13 protein-coding genes are annotated in these 13,902 nt (G+C 71.0%); 5 read left to right on the top strand and 8 right to left on the bottom strand.

Going from position 1 to position 13,902, the window contains the following annotated elements; translation table 11 throughout:
- Positions 1-3: 3 nt before the first annotated feature.
- Positions 4-372, bottom strand: coding sequence for an ArsR/SmtB family transcription factor (locus BLR46_RS03125; protein WP_093248806.1), 369 nt, complete (start codon positions 370-372; stop codon positions 4-6).
- Between the two features lie 81 nt (positions 373-453).
- On the opposite strand from BLR46_RS03125, the gene BLR46_RS03120 reads away from it, so the two are divergent.
- Complete coding sequence (locus tag BLR46_RS03120; protein ID WP_093248802.1) at positions 454-1,011, top strand: dihydrofolate reductase family protein; 558 nt, start codon at positions 454-456, stop codon at positions 1,009-1,011.
- Between the two features lie 43 nt (positions 1,012-1,054).
- Here the strand turns inward: BLR46_RS03120 and BLR46_RS03115 are convergent, their stop codons facing one another.
- Positions 1,055-2,611, bottom strand: coding sequence for a plasmid pRiA4b ORF-3 family protein (locus BLR46_RS03115; protein WP_093248798.1), 1,557 nt, complete (start codon positions 2,609-2,611; stop codon positions 1,055-1,057).
- 81 nt (positions 2,612-2,692) lie between these two features.
- On the opposite strand from BLR46_RS03115, the gene BLR46_RS03110 reads away from it, so the two are divergent.
- A complete protein-coding gene (locus BLR46_RS03110; protein WP_093248797.1) occupies positions 2,693-3,337 on the top strand; it encodes a DUF2461 domain-containing protein in 645 nt (214 codons plus the stop codon).
- Positions 3,334-3,669, top strand: a complete 336-nt coding sequence (locus tag BLR46_RS03105) for a YnfA family protein (protein ID WP_093248796.1) — start codon at positions 3,334-3,336, stop codon at positions 3,667-3,669. The genes BLR46_RS03110 and BLR46_RS03105 overlap by 4 nt, the downstream gene beginning before the upstream one ends.
- Before the next feature lie 12 nt (positions 3,670-3,681).
- On the opposite strand, the gene BLR46_RS03100 is transcribed toward BLR46_RS03105, so the two are convergent.
- Positions 3,682-4,209: a YbaK/EbsC family protein gene (locus BLR46_RS03100; protein WP_093248792.1), complete on the bottom strand. Its 528-nt coding sequence runs from the start codon at positions 4,207-4,209 to the stop codon at positions 3,682-3,684.
- 50 nt (positions 4,210-4,259) lie between these two features.
- Here BLR46_RS03100 and BLR46_RS03095 point away from each other — a divergent pair, with 50 nt between their 5' ends.
- Together BLR46_RS03095 and betT are read left to right on the top strand one after the other, a co-directional pair.
- Positions 4,260-4,499 (top strand): helix-turn-helix domain-containing protein, encoded by a 240-nt coding sequence (locus tag BLR46_RS03095; protein ID WP_093248791.1) that lies wholly within the window; start codon positions 4,260-4,262, stop codon positions 4,497-4,499.
- A gap of 194 nt (positions 4,500-4,693) precedes the next feature.
- Positions 4,694-6,994, top strand: a complete 2,301-nt coding sequence (gene betT / locus BLR46_RS03090; protein ID WP_093248789.1) for a choline BCCT transporter BetT — start codon at positions 4,694-4,696, stop codon at positions 6,992-6,994.
- A 12-nt stretch (positions 6,995-7,006) separates the two neighbouring features.
- Here betT and BLR46_RS03085 read toward each other — a convergent pair whose 3' ends face one another.
- The 5 genes from BLR46_RS03085 to BLR46_RS14780 are packed head-to-tail and all read right to left on the bottom strand — an operon-like array spanning position 7,007 to position 13,899.
- Positions 7,007-7,984, bottom strand: coding sequence for an acetylxylan esterase (locus tag BLR46_RS03085; RefSeq protein ID WP_093248788.1), 978 nt, complete (start codon positions 7,982-7,984; stop codon positions 7,007-7,009).
- Positions 7,985-7,992: 8 nt separating this feature from the next.
- Positions 7,993-8,907, bottom strand: a complete 915-nt coding sequence (locus BLR46_RS03080) for a MurR/RpiR family transcriptional regulator (RefSeq protein ID WP_093248787.1) — start codon at positions 8,905-8,907, stop codon at positions 7,993-7,995.
- A complete protein-coding gene (locus BLR46_RS03075) occupies positions 8,897-10,096 on the bottom strand; it encodes an exo-beta-N-acetylmuramidase NamZ family protein (protein ID WP_093248785.1) in 1,200 nt (399 codons plus the stop codon). Before BLR46_RS03075 ends, BLR46_RS03080 begins: the two co-directional genes overlap by 11 nt.
- A complete protein-coding gene (locus tag BLR46_RS03070) occupies positions 10,071-12,365 on the bottom strand; it encodes a GNAT family N-acetyltransferase (protein ID WP_176761635.1) in 2,295 nt (764 codons plus the stop codon). Before BLR46_RS03070 ends, BLR46_RS03075 begins: the two co-directional genes overlap by 26 nt.
- The gene (locus BLR46_RS14780) at positions 12,358-13,899 is read right to left on the bottom strand and encodes a beta-N-acetylhexosaminidase (RefSeq protein WP_176761634.1); all 1,542 of its coding nucleotides are present in this window, start codon (positions 13,897-13,899) and stop codon (positions 12,358-12,360) included. Before BLR46_RS14780 ends, BLR46_RS03070 begins: the two co-directional genes overlap by 8 nt.
- Positions 13,900-13,902: the final 3 nt, after the last annotated feature.

The raw sequence follows: 13,902 nt of genomic DNA, 5'->3' as shown, positions 1-13,902 counted from the left end.
GATTCACTCCTTCTGTTCCGACTCGGGGTGCACGCCCCCACCGTCGAGGCGCCGCTGGCGACGACCGCGCGCCAGCTCGGTGCCCAGCGCGTCGAGCTTCGGCAACCAGAACCGCTCGAAGGGCGTGAGCCACTCGTGCGCCTGCGCCGGGCCGGTGCCGTCGACGGCGTAGAACCGACGATTGCCCTCCGCCCTCACCGTGGCGAAGCCCTGCTCCCGCAGCACCCGTAGGTGCTGCGACACCGCCGGCTGGCTGATGCCGAACTCGGCCATCACCGTCGCCCCGATCTCGCCCGCGGTCAGTTCCCCGTCGGCGAGGAGCTCCAGGATCCTCCGCCGCACAGGATCGGCGAGGACGTCGAGCGCGTGCATGGGGCCAGTCTTCCCCGCACCGCCATATAAGTCAAGACTTATCTTTCAGCCGAGCCACCTAATGCGGCGTAGCGTCGCCCCATGGGCAAGATCATCTTCGACACCGCCACGAGCATCAACGGGTTCATCGCCGACGAGCACAACTCGCTCGACTGGCTGTTCGCCGTCGAGGGCGGGGAGCAGCCCGACGAGGGCCTGTTCCCCGAGGACGTGACCGTCATGGTGGAGGGCTCCACCACCTACGAGTGGATCCTCGAGCACGAGGACATCCTCGCCCACCCCGAGAAATGGCAGGGCTTCCACGGCTCGCGACCGACATTCCTCTTCACCACCCGCAACCTCCCGATCCCCGACGGCGCCGACGTGCGCATCGTCGCCGGCCCGGTCACCGACCACATCGACGCCATCCGCGCGGCCGCGGGCGACGGCAACATCTGGGTCGTGGGCGGCGGCGACCTCGCCGGCCAGTTCCTCGATACGGGGCTGCTCGACGAGCTCGCCATCTCCGTGGCGCCGGTCGCGCTCACCGGCGGGGCGCCGCTCCTGCCCCGCCGCGTCGAGTCCGACTGGCTGCGGCTAATGTCCGCGCAGGCCCATGGCCAGTTCGCGCGCTTGGTGTACGAGGTGCGGCGCGGCTAGCGCCGAATGCCCGGCCAATTCAACCGGAATCCCCAGATGCGCCCTAGTCGCCGTCCCGCGTCACGGCGAGCGCACCCCTCGCCAACTGCCTGGACGCCGGCGAGCCCAAGGGTGCGACAGGGAAGTCGTAGACCCGCCCCGAAGCGGCCCACCGCAGCACCTCCTCGGTGCGGCGAGCGAAGGATCGCCACGGATCGCCCCAACGCGCCAACCCCTCGTCCGGCAAGTGCCAGCCGCGGACGGCCATGAACATTTCGAGCTCGTCGCCCATCGAGCCCTCATCGCGGCCGGCGGCGAGGTGCAGGAGCAGGAACACCGCCGCATCGCGTCCCTCGTCCGGGCGCTCGACGGGGAGGCGGCGGGCGATGTGCCACCAGAGCCCCACCGGGTCCTTGCGGAGTCTGGCGCCGGCCTTGGTCAGCACCAGCCTGCCGCGGGTCTTCCGGAGCAGCCCCATGCCGGTGATGATCTCGCGGGCGTTCAGCAACGGCCCGGTGTGGCGCTCCACGGTCGCGCTGCCGATCCAAGCCCGGTCGGGGTCCAGTTCCGCCATCAGGGCCGACACGCTCGCGGGCTTGAGGTAGCCGGCCGCGGTCATTTCCAGGCCCCCGTCACCCACGTGGTCCAGGAAAGCCCGCACCACAGCCGTGGCCTCGCGGGCCTCGTCGGGTTCGACCCGGACCGGGTCTTCGACTCGGGCAGCGTCCACGTAACCGGCGACGTATTCGGCCGCTTCGTGGCCGAGGCCGCTGAAGAGCTCGCGGATCGCGACGGGGTACGCCCCGGGGTCGCCGATCATGCGTCGTAGGGCTCGGCCACCCGCCATCGCCCGACGAACCGCCAAGTCGTGCGCCTCGAGGTCGAACGCCGCGGCTTCCTCCCGCGTCAGCCGCAGGTTCGCGACGATCTCGCGGGCCCACTCGTACTCGGGCGCGTCGGGATCCTCGGCGCTGTCGAAGATGGTGGAGTAGAAGTGGATGCCGCCGATGTCCTCCGGCGGGCAGGCGCGGCGACCAGCCAGGCAAGCCGCGCGGTCATCGTCGGCGGCGCGTGGTTCAGTCTTCTCGAGCAGGACGGTGTGGTGCCAGCTGTCGCCGAAGTCATACCAGTAGTGCAGCTTGTCGCCCGGCTTCGTGACGAGCGCGTCGAGCCTGATCGTCGATTCCTCGCGCCCCGCGTCGCCCTCCGACACGTCGAAGGGGGTGACTATCTTCTCGGTGCGCTGGCCGAGGCGGTCGTGCCCGGGGGTGAACTGGTGCAGGTGGCTGTTGGTCCATCCCATCGCGGCCTGCAGCACGTGGTGGAACTGGTCGAGCGTCACTTCGGACGGCACCGTGATGCGACGCCAGATCGGCGGCTTGGATCCGTCCAGAGTCACCTTCAAGGTGTAGCGGAGTGACTGGGCGGGCGGTGGGGCAAGCTCGAGTGGTTCCCTGGGCTCCTCCCAGGGCATCACCTGGGACAGGCGGCCCAGGTCCATCAACATGCCGACCGCCTCTTGCGGCGGCATGTCGCGGAGGTCGACCCCGAAGCTGTCGGCGAACCACTGCATCAGGTCCTCGGGCGACATGCCCGGCTTGGGCTGTGGTTGCGTAGCCATTGGTTTCCTCCGGGAACGGCTGCCGTCGTCGGTCGGCACCAAGCTACAGTGCGGGCGCCGTCGCGTTCTAGAGTCGGCCCCATGACTGCGTTCGAGGGGATCCCGCTGGAGGCCGTGGACTTCTACGAGGACCTGGAGGTCAACAACACCCGCGAGTGGTGGGCCGCCAACCGCGGCCGCTACGACACCTTCGTGCGCGCGCCGATGGAGGCGGTGGCCGCCTCGCTGGAGGAGGAGTTCGGCCCCGCGAAGGTGTTCCGACCCAACCGCGACGTGCGGTTCTCCCCCGACAAGTCGCCGTACAAGACGCACCAGGGCCTCGTCGTCACGACTGCGTCACGGATGGGCTGGTACGTGCAAGTGAGCGCCGACGGGTTGATGACCGCCGGCGGGTGGTACGCCTCGACGAGCGACCAGGTCGCCCGCTACCGCGCCGCGCTCGACGACGAGGACGCCGGTGCCGAGCTGCAGCGCATCGTGGACGGCCTCCGCTCGGCGGGCTTCGCCGTCGAGGGCGACCGCCTCAAGACGCGCCCGCGAGGGGTGCCCGACGACCATCCGTTCCTCGACCTCCTCCGCCACCGCACCCTCGACGCCGCCCGCCGGTACGGGGAGCCGGAGTGGCTGCCCACGCCCGAGGTGAGGGACCACGTCGCCGAGGACTGGCGGGCGTACCGGCCTCTGATGGACTGGCTCCGTCGCCACGTGGGAGGCTCGCGGGCATGATCCCGGCCAAGTCGATCCTGCTGTTCCTCGTCGCCGCGCTCGCTGAGATCGGCGGCGCCTGGCTGGTCTGGCAGGGCGTCCGCGAGCACAAGGGCTGGGCGTGGATCGGCGCCGGCGTGATCGCGCTGGGGCTGTACGGCTTCGTCGCCACCCTCCAGCCCGATGCCAACTTCGGCCGCATCCTCGCCGCCTACGGTGGGGTCTTCGTCGCCGGCTCGCTGGCGTGGGGAATGGTGGTCGACGGGTTCCGACCGGACCGCTACGACGTGGTGGGCGCCCTCGTCTGCCTCGTCGGCGTCGCCGTGATCATGTACGCGCCGCGGACCGCCTGAGCCGGTCTGCGGTCAGAGCGTCAGCGGCAGCACCCGCGCCCCCGGCAGGGAGGCCAGCGCTGCCCCGTCGACGAGGAGCTTCGCCCCGCGCGCGCCACCGCCGATGACCACCGGCCCCGCCGCCACGACCGCCTCGTCGACCAGGATCGGCCAGTCATCCGGCAGCCCGACGGGCGTGATGCCGCCCTGCAGCATGCCGGTCGCCGCCTCGGTCTCGGCCTGTGATGCGAACGACATCTTCCGCATGCCCAGCTCCTTGCGGACCGTCTTGTTGACGTCCGCCTTGTCGGTGGCGAGCACGATCACCGCCGCGAGGACGCTCTCCTCGCCGCGCCGCCCCGCGACGACCACGCAGTTGGCCGACGCCTCGACCGCCACGTCGTAGGCGGCACAGAACGCGGCGGTGTCGGCGAGGTCGGGATCGATCTCCGCGACGCGCGCCCCCGGCACCAGATGCGCTGCCGCCGCCACCGGTGGGGCGACCAGCTCCGGGTGGTCGGCGAGCGGCTTCCAGTCGAGCGTTCCTTCGGCAGACGGCATGGGGCTCACTATAGGGAGCCGCGCGCGGAGGAGCCGCTAGCCTGAGCGCCATGCGACTGCCCTGGAGCAAGCGGCGCGACGAGCGCCCACCGCTCTCCCCCGACGCGGAGCGGGTCCGCGACGCCGTGCTGGCCGCAGAGCGTCCGCTGACAACGGCAGAGCTGGCGGAGCGCGCCGGGCTGCCGCGCGACACCGTCGAGGGACATCTCGACGAGCTCCGGAGACGAGGCATCGTGCTGTGGCTGCCTCCGCTGCCCGAGTGGCCCGACGGGGCCTGGACAGCGCGCTGACCGGCACCCTCACAAGGTGATTCATCCTTCAACTGGACTTCTCGGGGCGCATCCTTAGACTCGACGAGGCGCCGAGCCGTCCCGGGGGGACACGACGGCTGCGCCCCGATCGCCGACGAGCAAGGCCGCGGCGGTCCCAATGTCGGCCAGCGCGGGGCCCCTTTACGGGTGTCCGCGCTCAGAGGAGGAGCAGCATGTCGGAAGCAGAGAGCACAGCGCTGGAGTCGTCGCGACGGGCGGCGGACGCCCGGCTGGAGCGCGCGAAACTGGGCGGCACCGATCCCTCCACCGATCGCCGACGCCAACGGCAGGAGCGCGAGGAGCAGTTCCGCGCCCCGGTCACCAGCAGCGAGATGGTGAAGGGACCGACCGAACTGGTCACCGACACCCGGCCCAGGGTGAACTGGCTCGTGCTCGTCGTGGCCTCGGCCATCATCCTCGCGTTCTCCGTCTGGGCGATGCTCGCGCCCTCTCACGCGCGCGACGTGATGCTGCACGTGGTGACGTGGATCGGCACCAACCTCGGCTGGTACTACGTCCTCACCGTCACACTCGTGATCGGCTTCGTGCTGTGGGTGGCACTCTCCAAGGAGGGCAAGGTGCGGCTCGGCCCGGACCACTCCCGGCCGCAGTACAAGCTGTTCACCTGGGTGGCGATGCTCTTCGCGGCCGGCGTGGGCATCGACATGCTGTTCTACTCCGTCACCGGCCCGATCCAGCACTACCTCCAGCCGCCGGCAGGTGCGGGCGGCGACGTCGCCGCGGCGCAGGACGCCGTCGTGTGGACGATGTTCCACTACGGCGTGGCCGGATGGGCCATGTACTCGCTGCTGGGCATGGCGATGGGTTACTTCGCGTACCGCTGGGGCATGCCGCTGTCGATCCGCGCGGCGCTCTACCCGCTGCTCGGCAAGCGTGTGAAGGGCGGCTTGGGCGACGCGATCGACATCGTCACCCTCATCGGCACCATGTTCGGCGTCGCCACGTCGATGGGCATCGGTGTCGTCCTGCTCAACATCGGCTTCTCGCTGATCTTCGGGCTGCCCCAGGGTCTCGCCCTGCAGATCGCGCTCGTGGTCGTCGCCGTGGTGCTGACCGTGGCCGCCACCTCGTCGGGCGTGGACAAGGGCATCAAGCTCGTCTCCGAGCTCAACATCTGGTCCGCCGCCGCGATGATGCTCTACATCCTCGTCACCGGCCAGACGGCGTTCCTCCTCAACGGGCTGGTGCAGAACATCGGCCGGTTCCTCTTCACGCTCCCCGAGCGCACGCTCCAGACCTTCGTCTACGAAGGCGACGGGGCGGTCTGGATGGCGGGCAACACCCTCTTCTTCTGGGCCTTCTGGCTCGCGTGGGGGCCGTTCGTCGGCCTCTTCCTCGCCCGGATCTCCCGCGGCCGGACGCTGCGCGAATTCGTCATCGCCGCCATCACCGCGCCCGTGCTGTGCGACTTCCTCATCGTGTCCCTCTTCGGCAACTCCGCGCTCTTCCAGGTCTTCAACGGCAACATGGACTTCGCGCAGCTCGCGATCGACCACCCCGAGCAGGGCTGGTACGCGCTGCTGGAGATGTTCCCCGGTGCCGCGTTCCTCATCGGGCTCGCCACGCTGTCCGGGCTGCTGTTCTACCTCACCAGCGCCAACTCGGGCGCGATGGTGATGGCCAACTTCTCCTCCTCCATCCCCGATCCGGGCGACGACGGCGCGAAGTGGCTGCGCATCTTCTGGGCGCTGGTCACGGCGATCCTCACCATCGCGATGCTCGTGGCGGGAGGGGTCACCACGATGGAGTACGCCACCCTGATCTTCGCGCTGCCGTTCACGGTCATCGCCTACCTGGTGATGATGTCCTTCTCCAAGGTGCTGCGCATGGAGCGGGCCGAGCGGGAGGGGCGCACGCTCCGTCGCCACTCCGCGGCGGCGCACGGCGGGGCGGTCCCGGACCGGACTTGGCGCCAGCGGCTCGCTGGGATGCGGAGCTACCCGTCGAAGAAGCAGGTCGCCCAGTTCATGGAGCGCACGGTGCAGCCGGCGCTGGCCGACGTGCTGCGCGAGTTCGAGGCCCAGGGCTACGACGCGGCGCTCGTCGCGACCCCCGACGCGGACTCCGGCATCGCCGGGCACCGGCTCACGGTCACGATCACCGGCCAGCGTGGCTTCCAGTACCACGCGAAGGCGGTGGAGGCCCCCGTCCCGACGTTCGGCGGACGCGGCGCGGTGCACAGCGGCAAGGACGTCTACTACCGGGTCGAGGTCTTCGCCCAGACCGGCTCCGAGGGTTACGACCTGTACGGCGTCACCAAGCAGCAGGTCATCGACGACGTCCTCGACCGCTACGAGGCCCACCTCGGCTTCCTCGCCTACACGCACGAGCACGAGTACGCGTCGGTCCTGACCCCGGCGCGACCGGTCGCCGCGGCGATGGTCGACGAGGCCGCCGAGGACGCCGCCGAGATCCGGCAGAACCTGGAGCAGTCGGAGCCCGACGACCGCTGAGCCGCTCCTCGGTCAGGACGACTCTGCGGTTCGCTCCTTCAGCCAGGCGAGCTGCTTGCGGAGGTGGTACGTCGCGCCGCCCTCGTGGCCGTTGAAGCGATACACCTCGATCTCGGACGGGCCGCCGTAGTGGTTCTTCATCGCGAACACGGTCGACGGCGGGCACACGGCGTCCATGAGTGCGGTGGAGAACAGCGCCGGGGCCGTCGCGCGCTTGCCGAGGTTGACGTTGTCGAAGTAGGAGAGCGTCGTGAAGACCTGCTCCTCCTTGTCGCGGTGCACGGCGAGGAATCTCACGATCTCCTCGTAGGGCTCCCGGCCGGTGAGCCCGACCGCCCGCTCGAAGTGGCACAGGAACGGCACGTCCGCCATCAGCGCGGCGACGCGCGGGTTGAGGCTCGCGGCCGCGATGGCCAGCGCCCCGCCCTGGCTGCCGCCGGTCGCGGCCACGCGCGTCGGGTCCACCTGCTCGAGCGCGGCCGCCGCCTCGACGGCGTGGTGGGCGTCGACGTAGAGCCGTCGGTAGTAGTAGTCCCTCGGCTCCTCGATGCCGCGGGTCATGAACCCGGGCGCGGCGGGGCCGCCGGCGTGCCCGGTGTCGGCGGTGGCGCCGCCGGTCCCCCATCCGGCGCCCTGCCCGCGCGTGTCCATCACCACCTGCACGAAGCCGGCACCCGCCCACACCAGGTGCTCCTCCGGCATGCCGCGTCCGCCGCCGTATCCCACGTAGTGCACGACGGCGGGGTGCGGGCCGGGAGTGGTCGGGCTGATCACCCACGCGGCGATGGGTGCGCCGTCGTAGCCCGGGAACGTCATGTCCTGCACGCGCACGTCGCGCAGCCCGGCGTCGACGTCCACGAGGGTCATCCCCTCAGCGCGCCAGGGGTGCTCGTCGAGGGTGGTGGCCCAGAAGTCGTCGAAGTCCGCGGGCTCGACGACGTCGGGCCGGTACTCCTCGAGCTTGTCGAGGGGGAGGTCGAAGAACGGCAACGAGACTCCTAGTCGGTGCCGTGGACGCGCTTGGGTTCGATCACCCGTCGCGTCTCGTCGAGCGCATGCATGGACTCCTCGAACCGCTGCTGCGCCACCCCCACGAAGAGGGAGTCGACGACGGCGAGTTGCGCGAGCCGGCTGCCGGTGGCGGCGGAGCGGAACGTCGTCTCCGTGGCGGCGGTGGTGAGCACGTAGTCGGCGGCGGCTGCCAGCGGGGAACGTGGCGCGTTGGTGACGGCGACGGTGGTGGCCCCGTTCTTCTTCGCCGTCGCGAGCGCCTCGATCGTGTCCGTGGTGGCGCCGGAGTGCGAGATCGCGATGGCGACGCACGTGTCGTCGAGCAGCGCAGCAGACACCATCGCCTGGTGGGGATCGATGTGGCTGAAGGAGATCAGGCCGATCCGGTGCAGCTTCTGCTGCAGGTCCATCCCGACGAGGCCGGAGGCGCCGACGCCGAAGATGTCGATCCGCCGGGCGTTGGTCACGTGCCCGACGACGGCCCGGAGCGTCTCCATGGAGATCGACTTGGCGGTGTCCTCGACGGACCGCGCGTCTGCGTAGAGGATCTTCTCGACCGCCGACGCCAGCGTGTCCTCCGGGGAGATGTCCGTGGAGCCGTCGAAGCGGTCCTGGACCTCGCTCCGGGCTCCCAGCTCGAGGGCGAGCCCGAGCCGGAGCTGCGAGTACCCGTCGATCCCCAACTCGCGGCAGAAACGCACCACCGTCGTCTCCGAGACCTCCGTCGCCTCCGCGAGGTTGGAGATGGTCATTCCCGCGACGTCCTTGGGGTGCGCGATGATGAACGACCCCACGCGCGCCATCGCGGGCTGGAGCCCACCCAGGGCCCCGCGGATCCGCGTGGTGAGGGGCACCCGCGACTCCGCGAACCCCCGGTTCGATCCCCAGCTGCTAGCGGCCATGGCCATCCTTCTCTTCGTACAGGAGCAATTCTGAGTCCCGCTCGCGCAAACCCGACGCACGCTCCAGTTCGCGGACGATCGCGTCCGTGTCCGCAGTCTCCACCAAGCCGCGAAGCTTCGGGCCGCCCCAAAGCAAATCGACGAAGTGCGGACGTTCGACGCCGTTCTCCCACATCGGCTCGCGCCAGGCGAAGTCGGCGGGGTACAGCTGCTGCGCCACGACGAGCATCGTCGTCGCCGTCAACAGCGGGTCGAAGGAACGCGCGTCCTGCAGGTGCAGCTGCACGCCGCCGATCGCCTGACCCTGCCACTTGCTGAACGTCGGCATGAACGACGTGCTGCGGAAGCGCACCCCGGCCAGCCCACGGCGGTTGAGCTCGTCGACGTACCGGTCGCCGATCCACGGCGCCCCGATGAGTTCGAACGGGCGGGTGGTGCCGCGCCCCTCGGACAGGCTGGTGCCCTCGAACAGCGCGGTGCCGACGTACACGAGCGCGGTGAGCGGCGTCGGCATGTTGGGCGACGGCATGATCCACTCGAGGCCGGTGTCGGCCCACAGCATGTCGCGGCGCCAGCCACGCATCTCCACGACGTTCGGCTCCGGCACGTCGTGCCCCGCGTCCCGATCCAGCTGCGCGGCGACCCGGGCGATCTCGCCGATCGTCAGGCCGTGGCGCATCGGCACGTCGAGGCGCCCGACGAACGACTCGAAGCCGGGCTCCACGCCGGGCCCGGAGACCGTGTTGCCGCCGAGCGGGTTGGGGCGGTCGAGCACGTGGAACGGGATCCCGAGCCGGGCCGCGCTGCGCAGGCAGTCGACCATCGTCCACACGTAGGTGTAGTACCGCACGCCGATGTCCTGGATGTCGACGACCAGCGCGTCCACGTCGAGCGCCCGGATCGCGGCGTCGAGGGCTTCGTCGGAGAGCAGGTACGTGTCGAGGACCGGCAGTCCGGTGCGCGGATCGCTGCCGGACGCCTCCGACTCGCCCGCCTGCGCCGTGCCCTGCAGGCCGTGCTCGGGGGAGAGGAGTGCGACGAGCGGCGCGCCGCTGCGATGGAGCGCGACCGAGGACAGCTCCAGTTCGGAGGTGACCCCCGTGTAGTTGGTGATCAGCCCCCAGCGCTCGCCGGCGACGAGGCCGTGGTCGCACAGCAGCCGGTCAATGCCCAGTTGCACCGATGGCATCCACGTCTCCTTCACTCGTGTCGATGGACATCGCGTAACCGCCGAACTCGCCCTCGGCGTTGCGGAACTCGCGAACGACCTCGAAGCCGAGGCTCTTGTAGAACGCGATCGCCCTGGTGTTGCGTCCCCCGACGCCGAGGCCGACGCGCAGCACGCCACGCCCGCGCATCACGGCGCGGAACTCGTCGATCAGGGCCCGGCCGAGGCCCATGCCCTGGACGACGGGGAGGAGGTCGATGTGGAGGTCTGCGGGGATCTCGTCCACCCATTCCGACACCATCAGCGACGGTTCCAGGCCCTTGCGCACCAGCGCGCGCTCCTGGTCGGTCCAAGCCGGGTCGTAGGGGAACCGGGCGGCGAACGCGTCGCGCCAGTGCTCCTCCCACCACCGGGCGAAGTCGCGGACGTCGGCCACCCCGATGATGTAGCCCACCACCTCACCGCCGACGTCGACGACCCGGCACGACTCCGGCTCGTAGTCCACGTAGGGATAGGCGTAGATCCACGGCAGGAGGTCGTCGCTGAAGAACTTGCCCGTGGCGTCGCCGCCGGAGTCGCCGGTGCGGACGCAGATGCGCCCGATCGCCGCGCGGTCCTCGTCGCGGTAGGGCCGGATGGTGACCGCGGGGACCGGCGACGCCCCGGCCGATCCGCTGCGACGCCAGCGCAGCGTGGACGGATCGGTCGGCGACGGGAGGTCGACCGGCAGCGCACCCATCGCGACCCCGGCGATCAGCGCGTCGGCCACGGCCTCGCCCACCCCGGGCAGGTCCCCGTAGCTGAGCAGCATCGGGACGTGTTCGGGCACGAGCGCGGAGTCGTACGGTGACCGCGCCGCGAGCGCGACGCGAACCCGCCCGGCGACTTCCCGCACCTGGTCGGCGACGGCGTCGAAGCGCCAGGCGTCCCGGGTGACCAGGATGACGTCGGCGCCCTCGGGGAGGTCCGCACCGAGCGGGAGTTGCTCGACGGCCCAGCCCCGGCCACGCAGGGTGTCGGCGAGCACCGTCGGGACGTCCTCGATGCCGCGGCCGGCGCTCGGGGGCTCGGGATCGTGCAGCACGACGAGCGGCCGGTCGTCGTCGATCCGGATCGACGTCGCCGGATCCCGCCAGGTGAGCGCCCGCGAGATCGCCATCTGCGCCAGCCGCCGGTGACGCTCGACGTCCGCAGGCATCCCCGTCGGCGCGTCGAACAGTCCCAGCTTGTCCTTCATCGCGACGATGCGCCCCGCCGACGCCCGCAGCTGCTGCTCGTCGAGCTCGCCGTCGCGCGCGGCCGCGGTGACGGCGGCGACGGCCTCGCGCACGTCCCGGGGCATCAGGACCTGGTCGACGCCGGCGGCCAGTGCCGCGACGCAAGCGGCGGCGGAGCCCGATCGGCCGCGGTCATCCTCTCCCAGCTGCGCCCCCGCCATGTCCATGGCGTCGGTGACGATGACGCCGTCGAAGCCGAACCCCTCGCGGAGCAGGCCGGTCACGATCGCGTGGGAGAACGTCGCGGGAGCGCCCGACGGGTCCAAGCCCGGGGCGCGCAGGTGGCCGATCATCACCGCATCCACGCCGGCCGCGATCCCCGCGGCGAACGGGACCCGCTCACGCTCGTACCACTCCTCGACCGTGAGGTCGAGTGTGGGGAGGCCGAAGTGGGAGTCGACGGCGGTGTCGCCGTGCCCCGGGAAGTGCTTCAGGCAGGACCCGACGCCCGCCTCCGCGAAGCCCTGGACGCTCGCCTCGACGAACCTGCCCACCTCGTGGACGTCGCTGCTCGCGGAGCGGATGCCGATGGCGGGGTTGCCCGGCTCGACGTTGGTGTCCGCGACGGGCGCGTACGTCTGGGAGACGCCGACGGCCCGCAGTTCGCGGCCGGAAGCGCGGGCCATGTCGGTCACCTTCGACCACCGCGCCTCGGGACCACCGAAGGCGGCGGCCTGGGCCATCGCGGACGGCCAGCGGGTGGCGGGCTCGCGCATGCGCGTGACCAGCCCGCCCTCCTGGTCGATGGTCATGAGCAGCGGCACGTCGGCGAAGGCCTGAAGCGCCGAGAGCTGCGCCTCGATCACCGCCGGTTGCGCGCCGTCGGGCCCTGCCGGGAAGTAGCAGACGCCGCCGAGGTGCAGGTCGCGGACGAGGCGGCCCACCTCGTCGACGGTGTCGGTGAAGCCGTACGAGCCGTCGGTGTGGTGCCCGACCGACACGCAGAAGAGCTGGCCGACGACCTGCTCGAGCGTCCAGCCGTCGACGATGTCGCGGCGCACGGAGTCAGTCATCTTCGCCATCCTTCTGGAGCGTGCGGGACCAGCGCGGGCCGGGGCCGTCGAGCGGCCGGTGGGCCCAGCCGCGGTGCTCGTAGCGCTCCACCTGTGCGCGCACCGCGGGCAGGAACTCGTCGAAGGTGAGCCTGTCGCCCGCCCATGCCCGCTCCGCGACTGCGGCCAGCCGGGGCAGGAGTTGGAACGACGCCTTCTCGGGGGTCTTCACGTACTCCGCCCAGAGTGCGGCCTCGGCGCCGGTCGCGCCGTCGGGCACCCGGTAGGCGAACGCGTCCTCGAGCGACGTCGCGATGCCCTTGCCGACGCCGTAGCCGAGCGGCTCGTCCGCGCCGAGCGTGGTCGAGTAGTTGAGGTACCAGTGCTGCTGCGGCGACGCGATGGTCGGGTGACCGGCGGCGATGGCCTCCTCGACCGCGTCCGGGCTGCGCCATCCCTGCACCACCACGTCGGTGCCGACGCCGGCGTCCATGGCCTCGTCCCACACGATCGGGGTGCGTCCGCCCGCCTGGAGGTGCTCCACCAGCTGCGTCATGAGCCAGCCCTGCACGTGCTGGACCTCGCTCAGGCCCTCGCTCCGCATGAGCTCGGCCACCTCGGCCGAGGACTCCCAGTCGCGGGTGGGGACCTCGTCGCCGCCGATGTGGATGAAGGGCGAGTCGAAGACTTCCATGACCTCGTCGAGGATCGTGCGGAGCGCGTCGATGGTCTCGGGGCGCACGTTGATGATGTCCGACGAGATGCCCCAGGTGGTCAGCACCTCGAGCGGCTCGGTGGCGTTGCCCCACTCGGGGTAGGCGGCGATGGCGGCCACCATGTGGCCCGGCAGGTCGATCTCGGGGACCACCGTGACGCCGCGCTCCCGCGCGAACGCGACGAGCGAGCGCAACTCCTCCTTGGTGTAGGCGCCGCCATGGGCACGACCGTCGAAGGTGGTGCCCGGGGCGGGCCCGGAGAGCGTCTCCCGGCGCCGGGCGCCCACGGTGGTCAGCTTCGGGAACGCGTCGACGGGCATGCGCCAGCCCTGGTCGTCGGTGAGGTGCAGGTGGAGCACGTTGAGCTTGTGGAACGCCAGCATCTCGACGACCGTCCGGAGCCAGCTCACCGGCATGTAGTGGCGGGCGACGTCGACGAGCAGCCCGCGCCAGGCGAGCCGGGGGGCGTCGTCGATGGCCACCTTGGGCAGGACCGCCGGGGCTCCAGAGCCCGGCATGAGGCAGGCCGGCGGCAGGAGCGCCAGCAGCGTCTGCACCCCGTGCCGCACGCCGCGCTCCGAACCGCGCAACGTGATCCCGTCGTCGTCGATGCGCAGGGAATAGGCCTCGTCGTCGAGATCGTTGGTCTCGACGCGCACGAATCCGTCGTCGACACGGCCCCACTGCTGGATCGCGCCGCAGTCCTCGAGGGTGCGCAGCAGCGGCCGCAGCGCCCGGATGCCGACGTCGGCGCCGGTGATGCCGAGCGACGACGGGAACCGGACGCTGCCGTCGCGCGCCTCGAGGGCCGAGGGACTCGGAATGAGGGTGATGGTCACGGT

Source organism: Tessaracoccus oleiagri, from assembly GCF_900103275.1.
Lineage (GTDB): Bacteria > Actinomycetota > Actinomycetes > Propionibacteriales > Propionibacteriaceae > Arachnia > Arachnia oleiagri.
This window is presented reverse-complemented; position numbering and strand designations above follow the sequence as displayed.

Coding starts and splice junctions, on each gene's coding strand:
- BLR46_RS03125 (WP_093248806.1), bottom strand. CDS start 372: ATGCACGCGCTCGACGTCCTCGCCGATCCTGTGCGGCGGAGGATCCTG.
- BLR46_RS03120 (WP_093248802.1), top strand. CDS start 454: ATGGGCAAGATCATCTTCGACACCGCCACGAGCATCAACGGGTTCATC.
- BLR46_RS03115 (WP_093248798.1), bottom strand. CDS start 2,611: ATGGCTACGCAACCACAGCCCAAGCCGGGCATGTCGCCCGAGGACCTG.
- BLR46_RS03110 (WP_093248797.1), top strand. CDS start 2,693: ATGACTGCGTTCGAGGGGATCCCGCTGGAGGCCGTGGACTTCTACGAG.
- BLR46_RS03105 (WP_093248796.1), top strand. CDS start 3,334: ATGATCCCGGCCAAGTCGATCCTGCTGTTCCTCGTCGCCGCGCTCGCT.
- BLR46_RS03100 (WP_093248792.1), bottom strand. CDS start 4,209: ATGCCGTCTGCCGAAGGAACGCTCGACTGGAAGCCGCTCGCCGACCAC.
- BLR46_RS03095 (WP_093248791.1), top strand. CDS start 4,260: ATGCGACTGCCCTGGAGCAAGCGGCGCGACGAGCGCCCACCGCTCTCC.
- betT (WP_093248789.1), top strand. CDS start 4,694: ATGTCGGAAGCAGAGAGCACAGCGCTGGAGTCGTCGCGACGGGCGGCG.
- BLR46_RS03080 (WP_093248787.1), bottom strand. CDS start 8,907: ATGGCCGCTAGCAGCTGGGGATCGAACCGGGGGTTCGCGGAGTCGCGG.
- BLR46_RS03075 (WP_093248785.1), bottom strand. CDS start 10,096: ATGCCATCGGTGCAACTGGGCATTGACCGGCTGCTGTGCGACCACGGC.
- BLR46_RS03070 (WP_176761635.1), bottom strand. CDS start 12,365: ATGACTGACTCCGTGCGCCGCGACATCGTCGACGGCTGGACGCTCGAG.